The organism is Marivirga sp., from assembly GCF_035704835.1.
In the GTDB taxonomy this organism is placed as follows: domain Bacteria; phylum Bacteroidota; class Bacteroidia; order Cytophagales; family Cyclobacteriaceae; genus Marivirga.
The window spans coordinates 196,694-217,326 of record NZ_DASSWQ010000023.1 but is presented as its reverse complement, the minus strand read 5'-3'; the positions used below and the strand labels follow the sequence as shown (position 1 = coordinate 217,326).

Here is a 20,633-nt window from a genome sequence, read left to right as displayed (position 1 = left end):
CTTTTTAACTGAAGTAACCCGGAAATATTCGAGAATCCCTTCTGGCAAAAACAACTCAATTAAACTCTGATCCACTTTGTCTTTTTTTGACAAAGTTAATTCTTCAATCCTAAATCCCCAGAATTATTGCTTGATCCATTTTTTCCTTCTTGGAGCATATTATAATTCAAATTTCTGTGCAAAAAAACTGCACATAAAAAAGCCATTTACATTTTTCAAACGTAAATGACTGATAATCAAGAGCCTCCTGTCGGGATCGAACCAACGACCTACTGATTACAAGTCAGTTGCTCTACCATCTGAGCTAAGGAGGCTTAAAAAAACTTAGAACAAATTCTAAAACGCTTTTTCAGTATTTAACCTTTTGTTATCTCTGAATGCGGATGCAAATATAAAGGCTGTTTTCGTTAATCCAAACCCATTTTCAGAAAAATATTAAAGATTTTTTTAGTCGATAGACCTAACTATTCGTAACTGCTTCTTTAACAGAGAGATTTCCTTCTCAGCATCCTCTATTTTTTCTTCAAATTCTTTTTTCAATTTATCAGCAGTCTTGGATGAAGCAAAAAACTCCATGTTATTTTTCCATGTTATAATGTCATTTTGCAAATCACCCATCTTTTTTCTAATAGAATGCTCCTTCTGATTTAATTTACGATCAGCATTTGGTCCAGCCATGATTTTAGTAAGCTGCGCCATTAGCTTAATCTTTTCTTTTTGCTCATCATTTAATACATCCTCAGATTTATCAATGAAGTTTTGTATAGCATTAGAAAAGTCTTCTTTTACTTTCTGAATCGCTTCTTTTGGAACAAACCCAATTTTGCCATACGCCTGTTCATAAGCTTCCAGTTGCTCTAAGTCTCCAGGCTCTAAACCATTGATTTGTGAAATAATATCTTCTTTTGCTTTAAGATTCTCTTCAAACTCCTTTTGAGCATCTTTAGTACCTGCCCTTTTATTTTCAAAAAATTTGTCACAAGCCGTTTTGAACTCTTTGTAGATGCTTTCTCTAAATTTCTCTGGAACAGGTCCAACTTCTTTCCATTGTCTTTGTAGACCTTTTAGTTGATCTGCAGTTTTATTCCATTCTGTGCTCTCTGACAATTGTCTAGCTTTTTCTACAAATTCCTGCTTTTTCTTTAAGTTTTCTTCTCGCATACTATCAAGACGCTTGAAAAACTCGTGTTTATTAGCAAAAAATTGCTTAAAACTGCTCCAGAAATCCTTATTAATTTCCTTAGCATTTTCTTTAGGAACTTGTCCTGTAGCTTCCCATTCTTTTTGAATCGCTAAAATCTCTTTTGTTTTAGAATTCCAATCCTTGATTCTATCTGAATCAAATTCTAGATATGGCTTTAGCCTTTCAATTATTTCTTTCTTTTTATCAATATTTTCGGTTTGAAGCTCTTTTAAATTCTTAACAAATTCTTTTCGCTTCTCATAGATGGCGTCAGAAGCTGCTTTAAATCGTTGCCAAAGTGGCTCTTGTTCTTCTTTTGGTACCGGACCGATATGTTTATACTCTTCATGCAAATCATTCAAATGCTTTATAGCATAAGGAACATCTTCTGACTTAGATAATTCTTCAGCCTTTACACAAAGCTCAGTTTTAGCTTCTAGGTTTTTCTTTCTATCTAATTCTTTAAGTTCAAAAAGTATACTTCTTTGGTCATAATAACGGTCAAGTAGCGCATTGTAATTTGCCCAAAGTGTTTTGGATTGATTTCCTGGAACAGGACCAACCGCTTTCCATTCTTTTTGTATTTCTTTAATTACGTTCAGACCTGTAATAGTTTCCTCACCATCCACCAAAGCCCGCAATCGATCTAATATTTCTACTTTAGTTTTGAAATTCGCATCTTTCTGATGTTCAAGCTCTTTATAATGTTTTTTTCTTCTATCGCGATATAATTGAAAGTTCGCGTCAAATCTTTCATTTAGCTCATCATGCTTCATAGCAAAATCAGCCTCTTCCCCACCTTCTTCTAAGAATTTTTCTAAGGCTAGTTTTCTTTCAGCTTCATAAATCTCATCAAAAACGGGCTTTAGTTCATTGATGACACGATCCGATTTTTTGAAATTATCACTTTTAGAAATCTCTTTTATTGCTTCTACTAGTTGCTCTTTATTAAATGCTGAATAATCAGGCAATTCTTCATCATCATTATCATCTGAATCTTCGTCTTGAACTGACTCATCATTTGAGCTCTCAATATTTTTATCTTGAGAAGATTTTTCTTCCTTCGCTTCTTCTCCTTTAGATTCAGAAGCTGAATTTTCAACCTCCAGCTCTTCTGGTGATGAATTTTCAGATTGATTTCCTGATGTGGTTTCCACATTTTCCTTCTCTTTATCCATTTCAGAGTTATTTTCTTGAGGATTTTCAGAAGTACCTTTTTCGTCTATCATAATAATTTAGCTTTCTCTATTCTGCAATAAGGTACAATATTAATTAAAAATTGTGAAAAGATTTAATCAATTAAGGTTGGGATCTGAAGGGTAATTGGCATAAATTTTAAATCTCCCTCCCATTTTCTCTAAAATATTCTTCCAGAGGGTATCCGGAGGACTATTAAATATGTAGGAAGGATGCACTCCACGTGCAACAATCCAACTATTATTATCTATTTCTTCCTGTAATTGATTTTCTGACCACCCACTGTAGCCCACAAAAAATCGAGACTTTTCCTTTTCAACTTCACCTCTTAACATTAATTCTTGCAATACCTCAAAGTCACCACCCCAGAAAAGCCCATCTGTAATTTTTTGCCCGCCTTCTTTTAATTTATCAATGTTGTGTATGAAATGGAGCGTGTTCTGCTGCACAGGTCCACCTACAAATAGCTCAGCTTCAAAATTGCCAATTTTCTGTAGCACTTCATCTACTTTAAGTATTGATAATTTATTCAATACAAACCCAAAAGAACCTTCTTCATTGTGCTCGCATAACAAAGTCACAGTCCTGTCAAAATTTTGGTCTGGCAAGAAAGGCTCAGAGAGTAATAAATCTCCTTTCTGTGGTCGTTCGATATTTTTAAATTCAAAAAACTCCATTTAATGAAGAGCTGCTTTTAAAGGTAAGGCTTGTAAAATCTTAGCCTCTGCCTCGTTCATTTCATCCAATCTATTATATACTTCTTCTTTATCAAAATATTGAAGCGCCATTTCTACAAAAATTTCACCATGTTTTGCTTCTGATGCCCATAGCCGATGGTAAAACTTTCGCAAATCTCCCTCAGGCAATGCTTCATAAACCATTCTGAAACGCTCTGCTCCTCTTGTTTCCACTAATGATGCTAATAATAATCGGTCCATAAATCTTTCCTCTCTTCCTGAACGACAAATCTTTATTAAATCGTCTACATAATAGTCTTTTTCAATTTTATGAGGGAGTTTTATTCCTTTTGACTGCATAATTGCATAAACATCACGAAAATGCTCCAATTCTTCTACAGCAGTATTGATCAGCTCAGGAATTATCTCTACTCTATCTGGAAATTTAGCAACAAAACTCATTGCCATTCCAGATGCTTTACGCTCACAATTAGCGTGATCTTGTAAAAAACTATCAAAATCAGCCATTACTGTATCAATCCATTCTTGACTACTTTCTACCTTTAAATCAATCCTCAATTTCATGTATATAAGTTTATTGCCAACGGTCACATGGAATTCGCGATAAATATTCATCTGGCGGTTGGTATAAATACGCCCTCGAATATTTATGCTCATTTCATATAGAAAATATTTTTACTATTTATTACGCAATAATTGGAAACAATTTGAAACAATAATAATTTTAAAAATATTAAGCCACTAATAAATCAGAGGGAAATCTCAAAAAAATAAATGAAAAAATCCATCGCTGACATTCGCAAAGAATATACCGCTTTAAGTTTACGGGCATCAGAAGTAGCAGAACATCCTGTTAAACAATTTTTAAATTGGTTCGATATGGCGCTTAGCGCAGAAATTATGGAACCAAATGCCATGACATTATCCACGGTTGATGGTACAAAACCTTCCTCAAGAATAGTCTTGTTAAAAGGAGTCGAAAATGATGAATTCGTATTTTATACAAATTATCACAGTGCTAAAGGCACGCAGATGGCAAACTCACCCTTTGTTTGTTTAAATTTCTTCTGGCCAGAGCTAGAAAGACAAGTTAGAATTGAAGGTGAGGTTCGAAAAGTTAATGCTGATACCAGCGATGCATATTTTAAAAGCAGACCAAGAGCTAGTCAAATTGGAGCTTGGGTATCGCCACAAAGTGAAAAGATTCAAAACCGATCCATTTTAGATAAAAGATTAGAGGAGATTGAACTTAAATTTAAAGATAAAGAAGTAGAAAGACCACCACATTGGGGTGGTTTCACTGTAAAGCCAAGTATGATTGAATTTTGGCAAGGTAGACCAAGCCGTTTGCATGATAGGATTCAATATACTTTATCGGATGCTAAAAAATGGAACATTGAAAGATTAGCTCCTTGATGTCTAATTTATATTTCGAAAGATACGCTTACCCGAAAAGATTTATCAAAGCGCCTATTGTTAAAGACACTTTTACCATAGTAGTAATCCCTGTTTACAAAGAAGAAAATTTAAATAGTACCTTAAAATCATTAGTCGAATGTGCTAAAACAACCTGTCCTGTAGAAGTAATTTTGGTTATCAATCATCCTGAAAATGTAGCGCAAGAAGTAAAAAACCAGAGTAAAAAAACGGTTTCTGAAACAGAACAATTTATAAATGATAATCCATCTGAACTTACTTTTCGCATTATAAAGGCATTTGATTTACCTTCTAAAAAAGCTGGAGTAGGAATCGCAAGAAAAATAGGAATGGATGAAGCTGCTTTCAGATTAAATTCAATCAATCAGGATGGAGTAATCCTTTGCTTTGATGCGGATAGCCAATGTGATCCTAATTATTTACAGGAAATCGAGAATCACTTTTTGGACAATTCAGATTGCACAGGTTTGTCCATTCACTATGAACACCCTTTATATTTGAATAATGGAGAACTCAATGAGCCCATCATTTTATACGAATTGCATCTACGCTATTATATCCAAGCTTTGAAATATGCGGGTTATCCTTATGCATTTCATACCATTGGTTCAAGTATGGCCGTGCGTTCCTCCATTTATCAAAAACAAGGTGGTATGAATCAACGAAAAGCTGGCGAGGACTTTTACTTTCTTCATAAAATTATTCCATTAGGTAATTTTCACAATATCTCCTCAACCAAAGTTATTCCCTCTGCTAGAATTTCAGATAGAGTGCCTTTTGGAACTGGTAGAGCCATGCAAGAATACCAAAATGAATCTAAGGACTTAAACCTTTCCTATGATTTTGAAAGTTTTAAGCTTGTAAAAGAGTTTTTAGCGAATATTGAAAGTGACAGCTTGATCAAAAATATTCCTAAAGAAATAATGGAATTTTTAAAATTTTCCGACTTACTAAGCGAATTGGAAAAAATAAAATCTCAATCTAAAAATAAAGCACATTTTAAAGTAAGATTTTTTGAATGGTTTAATGGCTTTAAAATGCTGAAATTAGTTCATTATCTGAGGGATAACTACTTTCCTGAAAAAGAATTGGTAGTACAATCAAATATATTATTGGAAGAGATTGATTTTGAACAGAGCTCTAATGTTTCGGCTTTGGAGTTACTAGAGATCTATAGGGGGTTGGATAGGGAAAGCTGATTTTCAACCTATTCAATTGCAGGAGCTAACTTACGATACGTTCTAATCTAAGTCTGTGCATATTCGTGATTAATTACAGATATGTTAGACATTGGAATGTCTGAAATAAGTACTGAACTACCCTCGGACTGACGGTTTGTTACATATTAAATTCAATTCTATCTTTAAAGCATTGAAAATTCTAACGGTTTCGATTTTAGCTATTTTCCAAACCATCTGACCTATAATTCACAAACTTACCTTTAGCGATTAGACGGTTCCGACCGTCAAACCGCAGCACACTAAATTCCTAATTTAAAAATTCGTAATTCGTAATTAAATTAGTCCATTCAAATCCTTAACACCTAAATATCTCTCGACCGTAAAGCCTTCAGCATAATCGACTCCAATAATTTGACCGAATTCCATGGCTCTGGCTTCAATCATTTTCATAAATCTTGGACTTGAGATGTAGGTTTCCGGTTCCTCAGAATCTGGCTTGTAGAATTGTGAATCAAAAGCTTTTATGGAATTCATCTTCTTTTGCCATTGTCCGCTCACATCTACTACAAAATCAGGTTTGATAGGCAAGCTCTGAATATAATGATATACCTTATTTGGCCTATAAGCTTCCTGAACTTTTCCATTATCATCAATAGTTTCGAATTTTTTCAATCCAGCTAAAAATACAGATTCAGAAATTAATTCGGATGCCCTACCATGATCAGGGTGACGGTCAGAAATAGCATTTGCAAGTATAATATTAGGCTGATATTGTCTGATTTTCTTAACTATCTCCGTCTGATGGGCTAAATCATTTTTAAAAAAAGCATCATTAAAGCCTAAGTTTTCTCTAACTCTCAAACCAAGTATATCCGCACTTGCCGCTGCCTCATCTAATCGCTGTTCAGGGGTGCCACGTGTACCCATTTCTCCTTGCGTCAAATCAATAACACCTATATTCTCACCCATTTCCGAATGCTTGGCCAAAGTTCCGGCACAAGCCAATTCAATATCATCTGGATGGGCTGCAAAAGCTAAAATATTTAATTTCATATGTATTGGATTGTCATAAAAACGCTACATGTGATAGTCAAAATTTAATAGTTTGAATCACTAACCTTCAAAATCTCTTATTATTCATTTCGGCTAGAATTCTCCTCTTTAAGACTATTTCATAAAGTAGTGCATTAAAATATCTTATCTAATTACAGTTACATAAGATGTATAAACATTAAACAGTTCAATAAAAAAGGAGAGTGAAAACTCTCCTTACGTATATTTAAGCCTTTTCAGCTACTTCTTCATGTTCTTCTAACTCATCTTCTTTTTCAGATAAAAATCTTTCAGCATCCAAAGCAGCCATACAGCCTGTACCTGCAGCAGTAACTGCTTGTCGATAGATAAAATCTTGTGCATCCCCAGATGCGAAAACTCCTTGAACTTTTGTTTTAGTACTGCCAGGTTTTGTTATAATATATCCAGCCTCATTTAAATCTAAGAAATCTTTGAATATATCCGTATTGGGTTTATGACCAATAGCTACGAAGAAACCAGTAGCTTTAATTTCTGATTTCACACCAGTTACATTATTCACTACCCTAACACCTTCTACCTCATCCTTACCCAAAACTTCTTCCGTTTCAGTATTCCACAATACTTCAATATTTTTAGCTTTTTCTACACGTCTTTGCATGATTTTGGAAGCTCTCATTTCACCTCTTCTCACAATCATAGTTACTTTATTGCAAATGTTGGATAAGTATGTAGCTTCTTCAGCCGCAGTATCTCCCGCGCCAACTACCACAACATCTTGTCCCTTGTAAAAGAAACCATCGCAGACTGCACAAGCAGAAACGCCCATTCCATTTAATCTTTGTTCAGATTCCAGTCCTAACCATTTGGCTGATGCACCTGTAGAAATAATAACGGCTTTAGCTGTTATTTCATGCTTGTCATCAATAATCACTTTATGAGGATAACCACTGAAGTCAACCTTTGTAACCATACCGAATCTTACGTCAGTACCAAATCTTTCAGCTTGCTTTTGAAAATCCACCATCATTTGTGGTCCATTTATTCCATCAGGATATCCAGGATAATTTTCCACATCATTGGTTATGGTTAATTGCCCACCAGGTTGTCCACCTTGATACAAAACAGGTTTTAATCCTGCTCTAGCTGCGTAAATAGCGGCTGTATAACCTGCTGGTCCAGAACCTATAATTAGTACATTTACTTTTTCTTCTGTCATAACGCTCAATAATTTCTGAATAATGTTACGGTCGTCTGCTAAAACAGATGTGAATTTAATTAATAAAATAAAAAAAGGTCTTATATAAGACCTTTTTATGTATGAATTGTTACGAAAAAATTATCCTAAATAAGGTTTTAGAGCTTTACTTCTTGAAGTATGTCTTAGCCTTCTGATAGCTTTTTCTTTAATCTGTCGTACTCTTTCTCTTGTTAAGCTGAATTTTTCTCCTATTTCTTCCAAGGTCATAGAATGCTCACCATTCAATCCAAAGTAAAGCGTGATTACATCAGCTTCTCTTTGAGTTAAAGTAGATAATGCTCTTTGAACTTCCCTTCTTAATGAATCATTCATTAATTCATCATCAGGAGACTCTTCACCGTCATTTTCTAATACGTCTAATAGGCTATTTTCTTCACCTTGCACGAATGGTGCATCCATGGATACGTGACGACCAGAGATTTTCATGGTATCAACTACTTCATTTGAAGTAACTTCTAAAACTTCAGCCAACTCATCGGGAGAAGGCTCTCTTTCAAACTTTTGCTCCAAGGTAGAGAAGGTTTTAGATATCTTGTTCAAAGATCCTACTCTGTTCAATGGAAGACGAACAATACGTGATTGCTCAGCCAATGCTTGCAATATGGACTGTCTGATCCACCATACTGCATAAGAAATGAATTTAAAACCCCTTGTTTCGTCAAATCTTTGTGCTGCTTTTATCAAACCTAAGTTTCCTTCATTTATCAAGTCTCCTAAGGATAAACCTTGATTCTGGTATTGTTTGGCCACAGACACTACGAAACGCAAATTGGCTTTAGTCAATTTTTCAAGTGCAAGTTGGTCACCTTGTTTGATCCGAACGGCTAAATCTACTTCTTCGTCTGGAGTCAACAAATCTACTTTACCTATCTCTTGTAAGTACTTATCGAGGGATTGACTCTCCCGATTGGTGATTTGCTTGCTAATCTTGAGCTGTCTCATTAATTATTATTAGGTTTAAATTTAAACGAACTCTTAACATAGAGAAGGAACCAAACAGTTCCTTCTCTACATCAAAAATGTAAATATTTCACTTAATATGAAATTATTTCTCTTCTTTTTCCGGCTTAGGTAATAATACTTTTCTTGATAATCGAAGTTTTCCGGTCTTTTTGTCGATATCTATTAGCTTCACTTTAATTTCCTCTCCTATCTCCAAAATACCTTCAAGGTTTTCGATTTTCTCATGTTTGATTTCAGAGATATGTAATAAACCATCTTTTCCTGGCATGATTTCAACGAAAGCTCCATAAGGCTGTATAGCTTTAACAACTCCATCATATACTTCACCAACTTCTGGTTTAGCCACAATACCTTTGATCCATTTTACTGCTTGATCTAAAGAATCTTTATTTACAGCAAATACATTAATTTTACCGCCTTTTTCAGTTTCTTCAATTACAACAGTAGCACCAGTTGTTTTTTGAATTTCTTGAACTACTTTTCCACCAGGACCGATTACGGCACCTATCATCTCTCTTTCGATCTCAATGTTAACCACTCTCGGTGCATTTGGTTTATAATCTTGTCTAGGAGCGGAAATAGTTTTCAACATTTCATTTCTGATATGGTCACGACCAGCTTTCGCCTGGTTTAATGCTTCCATTAGAAGTTCAGAGGAAAGACCGTCTACTTTGATATCCATTTGACAAGCCGTGATACCTTTTTCTGTACCCGTTACTTTAAAGTCCATGTCACCAATGTGGTCTTCATCTCCTAAGATATCAGAAAGAATAGCATATTTTCCTGTTTTAGCATCAGAAATCAATCCCATTGCAATACCAGAAACTGGTGCTTTGATTGGGATACCTGCATCCATCAATCCTAATGAACCTGCACAAACTGTTGCCATTGAAGATGAACCATTTGATTCCAAAATATCAGAAACAATACGGATAGTATAAGGTAATTCTTCTGGAGATGGCAATATTTGCTTCAATGCTCTTAAAGCCAAGTTACCATGACCTACCTCTCTTCTACCAGGACCTCTATTCGGTCTTGCTTCACCAGTAGAGAATGCAGGGAAATTATAATGTAATATGAATTTATTGTATCCAGAATGAACCGCTCCATCTACCATTTGCTCGTCCAATTTAGTACCAAGCGTTACGGTAGTAATTGATTGAGTTTCACCTCTAGTAAAGACCGCTGATCCATGAGCAGATGGTAAATAATCTACCTCACTCCAGATTGGTCTGATTTCATCTAATTTTCTACCATCAAGTCTGCTTCTAGTTTCTAAAGTAGCATTTCTAACAGCTTTCTTTTGGATGTCTTGTAAATATTTTTTAGCGAGTGAAACACTGATCTCAGAATCTTCAGGAATAGCATCGATATAGCTTTCCTTAATTTCTTTAAAAAGTCTTCCTCTTTCTTTTTTATCAGCTAATCCTTTTGCTGCAACATCAAAATACTGCTGATAATGCTTATCAAAAATTTGTTTTTCTAATTGAGGATTAGGCTCTTCTTCGTGATTGTATTCTCTTTTTTCAGTTTTGCCAGCTTCTTTAGCTAAATCTAATTGTGCTTGACACTGAGGTTTAATAACTTCATGTGCAAAATTAATTGCTTCCACCATTTCTGCCTCAGAAATTTCTTTCATTTCACCTTCTACCATCATGATGTTATCAATAGTAGCAGCGATAATCATATCTATATCAGATTCAGCTAATTGCTTTGATGTAGGGTTGGCAATAAACTCACCATTTACTCTAGCAACTCTTACTTCTGAAATTGGTCCTTCAAATGGAATATCAGAAGCGGTTAAAGCAGCAGATGCTGCAAATGCAGCTAAAGCATCAGGTAAATCATCTTCTCCTAAAGAGAATAATTGAATGAACACTTGAGTTTCTGCATGATAATCAGAAGGGAATAATGGACGCAATGCTCTATCCACTAATCTAGAAGTTAATACTTCGTAGTCTGAAAGTTTTCCTTCTCTTTTTAAGAATCCACCAGGGATTTTTCCTGAAGAAGCAAATTTTTCTTGGTAATCTACTGACATAGGAAGGAAATCAACTCCTTCTTTTGCCTCTTGGCTGGAAACAACCGTAGCTAAAATCATGGTATCACCCATTCTTACTTCAACTGATCCGTCTGCCTGTTTTGCTAATTTTCCTGTTTCTATACTTATTTCCCTCCCATCAGGTAGGTTAATTGTTTTTTTAATTGCATTTGGTATAGCCATAAATAATAGTCTTTTTTACTGTTTTCTCGTCTTGTTGTTAATTTTTCCGCATTTGCTATACACGTCCTTTAAAAGATGTGGTATTTATAATGAGGTAATAATAATGGAAAAAGGGAATCCATAAGATTCCCTTTTTTAATGAAAAGTGATTTATTTTCTTAAATTCAACTCCGCAATAATTGCTCTGTATCTTTCAATTTCGTTATCATGAAGATAATCTAACAATCTTCTTCTTTTACCTACAAGCTTTAAAAGACCATTTCTTGAAGAGTGATCTTTCTTGTTTACTTTTAGATGCTGCGTCAAATGATTAATTCGGAAGGTAAAAAGCGCTATTTGAGATTCTGCCGAACCTGTATCATTTTCTGCTTTTGACCGACCATGATTTTTGAACAGTTCTTTTTTCTTTTCTGTGTCTAAATACATAGTTAGCGTTTATTAAAATATTTTAAAGGCGCAAATATATGTATAATTCTTGGTTAACAAAAATAACCATTTATTTTTCCTTTTTAAATACTTTGAATATTTTAGAGAAAAACACAACATAGTAATCCGTTTCAAATAATCTTGAATCATTTCTAGCTTGTCTTAGGAAAAATAATCCAAAAGGAATTAAAATAATATTTGAAGCCCAAACCGCCATGAAATTTGAAATATCTCCTGCCCTACCAAGTTTAATTCCAGTGGTATTAATAATATAGGAAACAATAAAAAATAAAATTGAAACAATAACAGGAACACCAAGTCCACCTTTTTTAATAATAGCTCCTAATGGCGCTCCAATTAAAAACATCACTATGCAAGCAAATGCGTCAGATAGCTTTTTATTCGCTTCAATTGCATAGACATTACTTTCAAAATTTCTCTGATCAATCCTTCTATTCTCAGCTTTTAATCTTCCTTTAGCGAATCTTGCTTTATCACCGTAAGAAACAGGTCCATTACTATCATTGACAAATGCCTCATCAATCTTAGCAATTAATACAGAATCATAAGACTGAATAGAATCAAGACCAATATCGCTTTCTCTTAATGAAGCTACTTCAATCGTGTTATCATCAATATTTTCACTATTTAAACGCTCGTTATCTGATTTTGTAGAATCACCAATTTTCGCTTCTTCTTCCTCTTTTCTTTTTTCCCACTGCTCAACCGAAACTGGTTTAATGTTTTCTACTTCACGCAAGTGCATTTCAAAAAACCTAGGAACGTACTTGTGGATGTTTCTTTTAGATTCAATAATATCATTTTGCATTGAATCTACATCATGGCGTAATTCGATTTCATTTTTCATTAATCTGTTAGATGAAAATAAATCTTTATCAGTTCGCTCCATTTCGAATGAAGCTAAACTAAATACTACTTTATTATGCTGGAAAAAATTTCTAATATAATTAGCAGGCTTATTGGGGTTTTTAGAATCTTCCTCGGTGTAGCTCTTTCCATCAAACAGCTCCAATACTAGATATTTATCACCTAGGATAGTGTACATTAAAGCTGAATCAGCAAGAATAATTTCGACATTTCCTTTCTTATTGGAATGATTATAAATAATCAAATCACCTAATGACACATCATTATCGTATTTCTTATTTGCTTTTATACTATACCCTGGAATTCCTCCATAAAACGCACCTTCTTTTATATCGATAGATGGCTTTTTTTGTTTGATATCGTAAAGCAAGCTGTAGGCTTCAAGATTAGCTTTCGGAACAATAAAATTATTGGAATAATAAACCAAAGCACTTAATAGCACTACAAATACAAATAGTGGTCTTAATACCCGCACTAATGAAACACCAGAACTTTTAATAGCTGTTAATTCAAAATGTTCACCTAAGTTACCAAATGTCATCAATGACGAAAGTAGTACAGCAAGGGGAAAAGCAATGGGGGTCATGTTTATGCTGAAATACATAATGAGTTCTACAAACACCTCGAAACCTAAATCCTTTCCTACGAAATCATCGAAGTATTTCAGCATATATTGAGTGAGCAATATAAATACTACCACAAAAAAAGTAATTAGAAATGGCCCTATAAAAGACTTAAGTATTAATTTATCTATCTTCTTCATTCAAAAATTATGAATTGAAATACTAAAATTTATATCTGTTAAAATTCAAAACACAAATAAACAAGAATTGTGCTAAAGAAATAAATAAACATAAAAATCATAATATTTATTTCTGTAAAGGTACTGCATTTCATGAACTAAAGTTGATAATTTACGCCAAAGACCGGCATTATTCTACTAAAAGCATGTTTTGTTACGGTTAAAGACTAGAATTATACTAAATTCTGTTATGAAATGTCTCCAAATCATTATCCTTAAATAAAGTATTGCGAGGCTACTTCTGAGTACATACACCAAAACCTAATAAGAAAGTAATTGAAAAGAAGATTGAGTAAAAAGTAATGGTTGACTTCATCTTGCTGTTCAAAAATATTTTACTAATTGACAAAATATTCTCAAGGATGAACAATTATATTTAAATATGTTTCATTTACTTATTATGTTGAAGACATTTCAAGATGGCGTTATATTAATTGAGTAAATAGCGTTGTATTACGATGCTATAATATTTTAAAGTAACATCCTGCAAAAACTATTCGCAATTAATAGATTAGTATTAAAACTTTATTTCTAATCCAAAACAAAATCTTGCAGAAAGACCCAAGTGCTATCCCTGACTCCTATCCAGTCTTTTGAACGCAGATTTGATGCGATTACATGATTTCCTGAGTTCGGAAAAGCAACTGATTTCTTTTCTTCTGATGATAAGTGACTGAACATTTCTTGCATTGCTGCTACTGAAACTACATCATCTTGATTTTTTTTATCTTTATAATAATAGGCCATAAAAACTGGACACTCGATTTTTTTAAAAGTCTCAGGTTTCATAGTTTCATTTATCATACTGAATAATGAGAAATAAGCATCCAAATGATAATATTCAGACCAAAAAGCAGCTACTGAATCTTCTCTTTTTTGATAATTTATTTCGCCACCCATCACTAATTCAGTCAAATTTTCTCCCCAAGGCCCTAAAACTAATTTTTCATTTGAAGCATCTTTAAGCGCGATGTAAGGTGAATATAAAATTAAAGCTTCAATTAGATTTGGAAACTGAGAAGCCAGCCAAATCGCTTGTGCTGCACCAGTAGAGGTTCCAATTAAAATTATTTTTTCTCCTAATAACTGCCCGACCGAAAGTGCTTCCATCGCTGACATCATATAAGATTCGGCCGTTAGCCCCTTAAAAGCTGTTTCAGAAGCTAGCCCATGTCCTTTCTGACGAGCTAAAAACATGTTGGCATCTAGGCTATCTGCTAAATGACTATGAACCGGAAAACCTTCTTGATGACTAGCGCCAAATCCGTGTAAATACACTAATGAATATTCTGTTGGGGTATGACTTTCATCATTCCAAACAATTTGCGCTTCATTACCCTCTTTAATATCTTTCACTTTACCTTCTTTTTCCTCTATCCAATTTTCTAAGGTGATGATATCGGCTGGAATTTCAGGTAAACTACTAGCGAAATTAGGCTTTTGAATTTTTGGACCTATAAAATAAAAAATTACTAGCGTTACGAAAAGTATAGCAATAGCAATTAAAATTCTCTTAAGTATTTTCATAAGTTTCATCTACTTAATTATTTTTAAAATAATTGCCCATTACCAAAGCTCCTCCTGCTAAGGCAATATCTTTTAGTAAAGAACTCGAGGCTAGTTGATCACCATCAAGCGCTAATGGAAAATGAATAAATAATGCAAAAATTAAAAGCATTATTGCTAAGAGATTTGCAATGAGTTGAACTTGTTTTTTCAATATAATACTAATAGCTGACGCAATCAAAGCTGCACCAGTTAGGTAGACCCAAAAAGTTTGACCACGAATAAAAGAGGGTATTACACTTTGCAACGTTCTTGTGTTTACAAAATGAAATACCCCAAAAATAAGCATAGGAATAGCAAATAAAAACCTTCCAATTTCAGCACTTAGATTCATTTCAATAATACTTGATTAAAGAACCTAATATAGAGAAAATTATCCTCTTATTTGATCTAAAGCACTATTAACTGCTGCTGCATCTGCTTCTGATAAAACTATTTCTTCCTCGTGGAAATTTATTAACTCAGGTTCTATTTCTTTTAATAGATTTTGACCAGCAGTTGTGATAACTACATCTACTTGTCTTCTGTCGTACAAACAAATGGAACGCTCAGCTAATCCTTTTTCGACTAACTTATCTACCAAACGAGATGCGTTAGACATTTTATCGAGCATTCTTTCTTGAATTGATGAAACTGTTAAAGGGTCAGGGAATTTACCTCTAAGAATTCTTAACACGTTATATTGGGGAGATGTAAGTTTGTGCTTTTTGAAAATTTTGTGTTGAACTGATCCAATCCAGTTGGCCGTGTAAATTACATTTAATATTGCCTTCTGTCTTTCAGTTTCAAATTTTGACTGCTTAATTTCTTCTTCTAACTTCATCTTTAAACTTATTTAAAATATATTTTTATATAAAATTAACATTACATTAATATGTATTGTTATTACATTAAACACGATCGTATTCTTTTTGTTTGCATGTTTGAACATTTAATCGACTAATCATCAATTTTGTTTGATGAAATAGGAATTAACAAATCATGGATTAGGGCTGCTGGCCAACAAATTGGCAAGCAAACGATAGGCGCCTGGAACTCCCGCGGGCAATTCTCTAAAAAAACTTAAGCCTGTGTAGACAAATTTTCCTTTGCCGTAGTTAGCAATTAGCAGTGCTCCTTTTGTTTTTTCCTCTCCTGGATCATTTCCAGCCAAAATAGCTAAGTAATTTTCGTCCCATTTATTGGGAAAGTATAACCCTCTTTCTTGAACCCAACCTTCAAAATCTTTTGAAGTAATCTTATTAGGATAATTCAATGCAGGATGCTCTTTTTCAATGAATTCCATATTCGATTCCTCCACTGTAATTCTATCTCGAGATAAGCTCAGAGGATACGGCCAAAAATCAGTATCAGGAAGACTGTAAGTAGTATTATATTGAACCATATAAACACCACCCGAGTTCATGTATTCATTCATTTTACCATAATGAACTTGTAACTCTTTATTAACATTATATGCTCTAATACCAGCAATAATAGCATCATATGTCTTGAGGCTTTCTACAGTTATATCTTCTATGTTTATGTATTCTACCTCAAATCCCATTGCTTGCAAAGCCTCGTCAACAGCATCCCCTGCACCTTCTATATAACCAATTTTTCTGCCTTTTATTTTAACATCAGCAAAAACAAGCTTTTGCTGCGCTTCTCTCAAAATCACCTGATTAGGTATATGTCCATACTGTATTTCCTGTACTTTTTGATCAATGGATTTACCATCAACTTTAGCAATTGCCTTTAAATCAAATTTTCCCTCAACATCACCTGAAGTAATAATGATTTTAAAATCTACGGTTGCATTTCTCGCTAAATCACTGAAAACGTATGATTTATTAGTGTTTTCAGATTTCCACCCATCAGGCAATTTCAGTTCTAAACTTCCTGAAAGATTATCTTTTAATGCTTTAACGGAAATTGTAATTTCTTTTTCTTGTCTTGGAGCAGTGAAAATAGAAACATCTTCTCCAAATTCGATTGAAAGGGGTGGAATGATGTATAATGGCTGAATCATTTCACCATTAATTCTATCTGAGCTTTTGAACTTTAAGGGGGTTTCAAAAGAAAAATCATTCCCATTTATCTTTAAATTAACTTCTGCAGTAATGGCAGGCTCATTTTCAGCTTGTCCTATTAATTCTTGATTATCAACTTTGTATAATCCATTTGCTGATGGGTCCTTCAACCAATAAGGATTTGAATAAGGAAAATCATTAGGAATGGAAATGCTAAACTCTTGCAATTTTACTTGATTATTCTGCAAAGCACCTGAAATGGATAAATGTTCTTCAATAGATTTTATGTTGGCATCTACGACTTGAATATCTGCTGACGAGCGATTAACTAGTTCTAAATTGACATTAATATTATCTCCCGGAGATGCATAAGAATTATCGTGATAAAATAAATGATAAAAACCCGCACAATTTAAAATCAGTTCATTTATTGCCTGTAATTTATCTTCCTTGACAGCAGATTCTTCCAGTTTTTCAATTAGTTTTTTGACTACAAACAATTGATTAATAGAAGCTTCTGGTTGAGTAATTTCAAAATCAGAAATTAATTTATCAATTGCTGAATGAATCTCTTTGCCATTTTCAAAATTATTCCAAGAGTCTTCAAGACCTTCAAATGTTTCTATTTGGCTTTCAGGACCATCCCAATATTCAAAATATTCAATTTCAGCCCCTCTACTTCCAGCAGTACCAAAAGCTTGCGATTTGTGCCTGCTTCTACTCAATGCTGCCATTTCGGTATAAGAAATACCTAAAAGTGGTGAATAACCACCTACATTTTCAGTAACATATTGAGACTTATCAAAATCCTCATTTCTTCGAAAAAACCATGAAGATGTATTCCAGTAAATCTTTTTAGGTTGCCAAGTATCTACTAACTTCAATTGGTCTGGATAGGCTGTTTCATCTCCTGCAAGCTTGAAAGCTTCGTGTGCCAAAATAGCAGAAGCGGTATGATGACCATGTGTTATTCCTGGTGTCTTGTTAAATCGGGTCACGATAATATCAGGCTGGAAATTTCTGATTACCCAAACAACATCTGAAAGGACTTCTTCTTTCCCCCATTTATTAAAAGTCTCATCTGGATTTTTAGAAAACCCAAAATCATTTGCTCTAGTGAAGAATTGTTTACCTCCATCAATTTCCCTAGCCGCTAGTAATTCTTGGGTTCGAATCAAACCTAATCCCTCACGTAATTCTGGCCCTATTACATTTTGTCCGCCATCTCCCCTTGTCAAAGAAAGATATGCCGCATCATACTTTTTACCGTTTTCAACATATGCTATAAATCGGGTATTTTCATCGTCAGGGTGTGCAGCGAGATATAAAACACGGGTTGTGTTTTCTAGTTTTTGCATTTGATGCAGTATTTCAGAGGCTGGAACTGGCTCTTTGACTTGGGCTTGAGTCAGTGAAATAACAGAAATAAAAATAATTATTGATAAAATATACTTCATCATGATGAAATTTTAAAGCGATTTAATGAAATTACATTCCTTGAACAATGGATTATGTTTCAACGGTTTTTATCTGATTTGAATGCTGCCAAAACAATTGAAAATAAGGGAACTAACCATACTAAATCATTCATGAGCAAATGAAACATAAATTTCTTGGTGTATGTGGATTCCATTAGGAATAAGTAAACTAAAATCCCTCCAAATAATTTTGCTAGAAAAGATATTAATATAAACCATTTAAATTTCAAAGGCTTTAAAAAGCCCATGAAAAGAAAAATGGCGATCACTAAAATCCCAATTGCTTGATAAAAAACCCATTGATTTTCAGTTTGTACCCCCTCTGTCATCCATTTGATATAACTCTTCGGACTCCAGAATAGAAAAACCGACCATGCCAAATTATAAACTGAGGCAATCAATAACACCCCTCTCATCCAAGCTTGTATCATAAAATATATTTAAAAAACTTAAAATTAACAGTTAAGGATAGCATATCCTATCTTAAATCTATCTAATTATAATGTGAAATAAGGGTTTTAACTTTACAGAATATTAAAAATAAATAACTTAAAATTATCGATAGAGTTAGCATTAATATGCTCAAAATTAATACACTTAAAGTAAATTCTTTTCTATCCTTACTTCTAATTATTGTAGTCTCATTTTCTTCTTGTCAAGTTTCTAAAACAAAAGATATAACCTATTTGGAGGAGGAATTTAATGAAAAGCTACCAGAGAAAAAGCTTAATATTTTCTCCCCTAGAAAGGCTGAAATACTAAAGCCAGTATTCATTTTTATCCATGGCGGAAGTTGGAATTCAGGTAAAAAAGAATTGTATAACCTATTTGGTAAAAGGTTAGCTCGAAAGGAAATGGTTGCTGCTATAATTGATTACCCATTAAGTCCTGATTATATAATACCAGATATGACTAAAGCAACAGCTCAGGCTGTAAAATGGGTAACGGAAAATATTGAGAATTATGGCGGTGATCCCAGCCAAATTTATATTTCCGGACACTCAGCCGGGGGCCATTTAGCCGCTCTTCTTACTGTTAAAGACGATTATTTTAAAGAACTAAACATCAAAAACCCAATTAAAGGGGCCATTTTAATAGATGCTGCTGGTTTGGATATGTATACTTATCTTAAAAATAAAAATTATCCTGCAGGAACCTCTTATTTAAAAACATTCACGAACGATTCTGAAGTTTGGAAAAAGAACTCGCCAATATATTACCTAGATGAAAATGACCCACCTTTATTGATAATGATGGGAGAAAATACTTTACCAGGTATACTTTCAAGTACTGAACGGTTTTTAGAAGAGTATAAGAAAATTGTACCAGAACCAAACTTTCATCTTCAAGAAGGAAAAAAACATATTCCCATGATTACACAATTTTTAAATAGTAATAACAAAACTTATGATTGGATTGAGACTTTTATCAAGAATAGTGCTAAGTGAGAATCCAAATAGAGAAATTTTAAACTCTTATATTTTGCTGTAATTACAACTTTAATAGATTTGCTTAATCAAATTTGATATAAAAAATTAATGGAGGATATTAATATATTATTGGCTAGTGCATCATCTCATTGTCAACAAGGTGATTTTAAACAGGGAATACATTTATATTCACAATACATTACGCAGAACAATCAAAATCCCGCGGCTTTTTACCAAAGAGGAAAAGCATATTTCAAAATTAAAGATTACCAAGCAGCACAATCTGATTTAACTAAAGCCATCAAACTAAAAGCTGATAGTGCTGAATTATTTGCTGAGCGTGGTCTAATTTACTATATGGCAAAGCAACAGGAAAAAGCAATGGCTGATTTCAATACTGCAGTAGAAATGGAGCCCGAAAACCCATTTCGATATGCAAGCAGAGCATTTATAAAAGACCATTTAAACGACTTAGCAGGCGCAAAAGAGGATTATCAAAAAGCGTTAGAATTAGATCCTGAAGATGCCATTTCGCATAATAATTTAGGGTTAGTATTAGGCAAAATGGGGAATCATAAAAGAGCGGAAAAGCATTATAAAGATGCTGAAAAGCTAGACCCAAAGAATTTTGGGATGAGTAAAACCGAAGTACCAAAAGCCGATTTTACTCCCCAGCCTAAAGCTGAACCTGCTCCCTTACCTGATATTAAGCCAGGCCAACTAGAAGACAAGAAGCCTAGCTTTGGAAGCACTTTAAAATCTTTATTGACTTCAGCTGATGAAAGAAAAGAGTTTTGGCAGTTTGTTAAAGATAAAGTTTTAAAGTGAAAATGATTGTTGGATGACGGGTGATGG

The 20,633-nt window shown here is 33.8% G+C and carries 18 protein-coding genes and 1 tRNA gene; 4 read left to right on the top strand and 15 right to left on the bottom strand.

All coding sequences use genetic code 11. The features are described from left to right. Window positions 1-241 precede the first annotated feature (241 nt). The 4 genes from VFM92_RS04635 to VFM92_RS04620 all read right to left on the bottom strand — a co-directional run bounded on the left by VFM92_RS04635 (window position 242) and on the right by VFM92_RS04620 (window position 3,693). Window positions 242-314: transfer RNA gene (locus VFM92_RS04635), tRNA-Thr, on the bottom strand. A gap of 133 nt (window positions 315-447) precedes the next feature. After that, a complete protein-coding gene (locus VFM92_RS04630) occupies window positions 448-2,412 on the bottom strand; it encodes a DUF349 domain-containing protein (protein ID WP_325121024.1) in 1,965 nt (654 codons plus the stop codon). A gap of 66 nt (window positions 2,413-2,478) precedes the next feature. Then, window positions 2,479-3,057: a YqgE/AlgH family protein gene (locus VFM92_RS04625; RefSeq protein WP_325121023.1), complete on the bottom strand. Its 579-nt coding sequence runs from the start codon at window positions 3,055-3,057 to the stop codon at window positions 2,479-2,481. Further along, window positions 3,058-3,693 (bottom strand): tRNA-(ms[2]io[6]A)-hydroxylase, encoded by a 636-nt coding sequence (locus tag VFM92_RS04620; RefSeq protein WP_325121022.1) that lies wholly within the window; start codon window positions 3,691-3,693, stop codon window positions 3,058-3,060. It abuts the gene before it with no gap. A gap of 159 nt (window positions 3,694-3,852) precedes the next feature. On the opposite strand from VFM92_RS04620, the gene pdxH reads away from it, so the two are divergent. Then, entirely contained in the window at window positions 3,853-4,494 is a 642-nt protein-coding gene (gene pdxH, locus VFM92_RS04615) for a pyridoxamine 5'-phosphate oxidase (RefSeq protein WP_325121021.1), read from the top strand. Then, window positions 4,494-5,714: a glycosyltransferase gene (locus tag VFM92_RS04610; protein ID WP_325121020.1), complete on the top strand. Its 1,221-nt coding sequence runs from the start codon at window positions 4,494-4,496 to the stop codon at window positions 5,712-5,714. The genes pdxH and VFM92_RS04610 overlap by 1 nt, the downstream gene beginning before the upstream one ends. A 315-nt stretch (window positions 5,715-6,029) precedes the next feature. Here VFM92_RS04610 and bshB1 read toward each other — a convergent pair whose 3' ends face one another. The 11 genes from bshB1 to VFM92_RS04555 all read right to left on the bottom strand — a co-directional run bounded on the left by bshB1 (window position 6,030) and on the right by VFM92_RS04555 (window position 18,779). After that, window positions 6,030-6,749, bottom strand: coding sequence for a bacillithiol biosynthesis deacetylase BshB1 (bshB1, locus tag VFM92_RS04605; protein WP_325121019.1), 720 nt, complete (start codon window positions 6,747-6,749; stop codon window positions 6,030-6,032). Between the two features lie 226 nt (window positions 6,750-6,975). Continuing rightward, complete coding sequence (gene trxB, locus VFM92_RS04600; RefSeq protein WP_325121018.1) at window positions 6,976-7,947, bottom strand: thioredoxin-disulfide reductase; 972 nt, start codon at window positions 7,945-7,947, stop codon at window positions 6,976-6,978. Window positions 7,948-8,067: 120 nt separating this feature from the next. Then, entirely contained in the window at window positions 8,068-8,931 is an 864-nt protein-coding gene (locus VFM92_RS04595) for a sigma-70 family RNA polymerase sigma factor (RefSeq protein WP_322345743.1), read from the bottom strand. Between the two features lie 103 nt (window positions 8,932-9,034). Continuing rightward, window positions 9,035-11,176, bottom strand: a complete 2,142-nt coding sequence (gene pnp / locus VFM92_RS04590; RefSeq protein WP_325121017.1) for a polyribonucleotide nucleotidyltransferase — start codon at window positions 11,174-11,176, stop codon at window positions 9,035-9,037. A gap of 150 nt (window positions 11,177-11,326) precedes the next feature. Next, window positions 11,327-11,602: a 30S ribosomal protein S15 gene (gene rpsO / locus VFM92_RS04585; RefSeq protein ID WP_325121016.1), complete on the bottom strand. Its 276-nt coding sequence runs from the start codon at window positions 11,600-11,602 to the stop codon at window positions 11,327-11,329. Window positions 11,603-11,672: 70 nt separating this feature from the next. Next, a complete protein-coding gene (locus tag VFM92_RS04580; protein WP_325121015.1) occupies window positions 11,673-13,253 on the bottom strand; it encodes an LptF/LptG family permease in 1,581 nt (526 codons plus the stop codon). A 570-nt stretch (window positions 13,254-13,823) separates the two neighbouring features. Beyond that, the gene (locus tag VFM92_RS04575; RefSeq protein WP_325121014.1) at window positions 13,824-14,819 is read right to left on the bottom strand and encodes an alpha/beta hydrolase; all 996 of its coding nucleotides are present in this window, start codon (window positions 14,817-14,819) and stop codon (window positions 13,824-13,826) included. Between the two features lie 13 nt (window positions 14,820-14,832). Next, entirely contained in the window at window positions 14,833-15,147 is a 315-nt protein-coding gene (locus VFM92_RS04570) for a DoxX family protein (RefSeq protein WP_325121013.1), read from the bottom strand. Between the two features lie 84 nt (window positions 15,148-15,231). After that, window positions 15,232-15,681, bottom strand: coding sequence for a MarR family winged helix-turn-helix transcriptional regulator (locus tag VFM92_RS04565; protein ID WP_325121012.1), 450 nt, complete (start codon window positions 15,679-15,681; stop codon window positions 15,232-15,234). 156 nt (window positions 15,682-15,837) lie between these two features. Further along, window positions 15,838-18,330, bottom strand: a complete 2,493-nt coding sequence (locus tag VFM92_RS04560; protein WP_325121011.1) for a PIG-L family deacetylase — start codon at window positions 18,328-18,330, stop codon at window positions 15,838-15,840. Window positions 18,331-18,386: 56 nt separating this feature from the next. Continuing rightward, window positions 18,387-18,779, bottom strand: a complete 393-nt coding sequence (locus tag VFM92_RS04555) for a hypothetical protein (protein ID WP_325121010.1) — start codon at window positions 18,777-18,779, stop codon at window positions 18,387-18,389. 147 nt (window positions 18,780-18,926) lie between these two features. Between VFM92_RS04555 and VFM92_RS04550 the strand changes: the two genes are divergently transcribed. Further along, the gene (locus VFM92_RS04550; RefSeq protein WP_325121009.1) at window positions 18,927-19,796 is read left to right on the top strand and encodes an alpha/beta hydrolase; all 870 of its coding nucleotides are present in this window, start codon (window positions 18,927-18,929) and stop codon (window positions 19,794-19,796) included. Between the two features lie 90 nt (window positions 19,797-19,886). After that, a complete protein-coding gene (locus tag VFM92_RS04545; protein WP_325121008.1) occupies window positions 19,887-20,606 on the top strand; it encodes a tetratricopeptide repeat protein in 720 nt (239 codons plus the stop codon). Window positions 20,607-20,633 lie beyond the last annotated feature (27 nt).

Excerpts from the sequence above, each read along its gene's own strand:
- VFM92_RS04620 (WP_325121022.1), bottom strand. The coding sequence starts at position 3,693 with ATGAATATTTATCGCGAATTCCATGTGACCGTTGGCAATAAACTTATA.
- trxB (WP_325121018.1), bottom strand. The coding sequence starts at position 7,947 with ATGACAGAAGAAAAAGTAAATGTACTAATTATAGGTTCTGGACCAGCA.
- VFM92_RS04555 (WP_325121010.1), bottom strand. The coding sequence starts at position 18,779 with ATGATACAAGCTTGGATGAGAGGGGTGTTATTGATTGCCTCAGTTTAT.
- VFM92_RS04610 (WP_325121020.1), top strand. The coding sequence starts at position 4,494 with ATGTCTAATTTATATTTCGAAAGATACGCTTACCCGAAAAGATTTATC.
- bshB1 (WP_325121019.1), bottom strand. The coding sequence starts at position 6,749 with ATGAAATTAAATATTTTAGCTTTTGCAGCCCATCCAGATGATATTGAA.
- VFM92_RS04550 (WP_325121009.1), top strand. The coding sequence starts at position 18,927 with ATGCTCAAAATTAATACACTTAAAGTAAATTCTTTTCTATCCTTACTT.
- VFM92_RS04545 (WP_325121008.1), top strand. The coding sequence starts at position 19,887 with ATGGAGGATATTAATATATTATTGGCTAGTGCATCATCTCATTGTCAA.
- VFM92_RS04575 (WP_325121014.1), bottom strand. The coding sequence starts at position 14,819 with ATGAAAATACTTAAGAGAATTTTAATTGCTATTGCTATACTTTTCGTA.
- pdxH (WP_325121021.1), top strand. The coding sequence starts at position 3,853 with ATGAAAAAATCCATCGCTGACATTCGCAAAGAATATACCGCTTTAAGT.
- VFM92_RS04580 (WP_325121015.1), bottom strand. The coding sequence starts at position 13,253 with ATGAAGAAGATAGATAAATTAATACTTAAGTCTTTTATAGGGCCATTT.
- VFM92_RS04630 (WP_325121024.1), bottom strand. The coding sequence starts at position 2,412 with ATGATAGACGAAAAAGGTACTTCTGAAAATCCTCAAGAAAATAACTCT.
- rpsO (WP_325121016.1), bottom strand. The coding sequence starts at position 11,602 with ATGTATTTAGACACAGAAAAGAAAAAAGAACTGTTCAAAAATCATGGT.
- VFM92_RS04570 (WP_325121013.1), bottom strand. The coding sequence starts at position 15,147 with ATGCTTATTTTTGGGGTATTTCATTTTGTAAACACAAGAACGTTGCAA.
- VFM92_RS04565 (WP_325121012.1), bottom strand. The coding sequence starts at position 15,681 with ATGAAGTTAGAAGAAGAAATTAAGCAGTCAAAATTTGAAACTGAAAGA.
- VFM92_RS04595 (WP_322345743.1), bottom strand. The coding sequence starts at position 8,931 with ATGAGACAGCTCAAGATTAGCAAGCAAATCACCAATCGGGAGAGTCAA.
- VFM92_RS04625 (WP_325121023.1), bottom strand. The coding sequence starts at position 3,057 with ATGGAGTTTTTTGAATTTAAAAATATCGAACGACCACAGAAAGGAGAT.
- pnp (WP_325121017.1), bottom strand. The coding sequence starts at position 11,176 with ATGGCTATACCAAATGCAATTAAAAAAACAATTAACCTACCTGATGGG.
- VFM92_RS04560 (WP_325121011.1), bottom strand. The coding sequence starts at position 18,330 with ATGATGAAGTATATTTTATCAATAATTATTTTTATTTCTGTTATTTCA.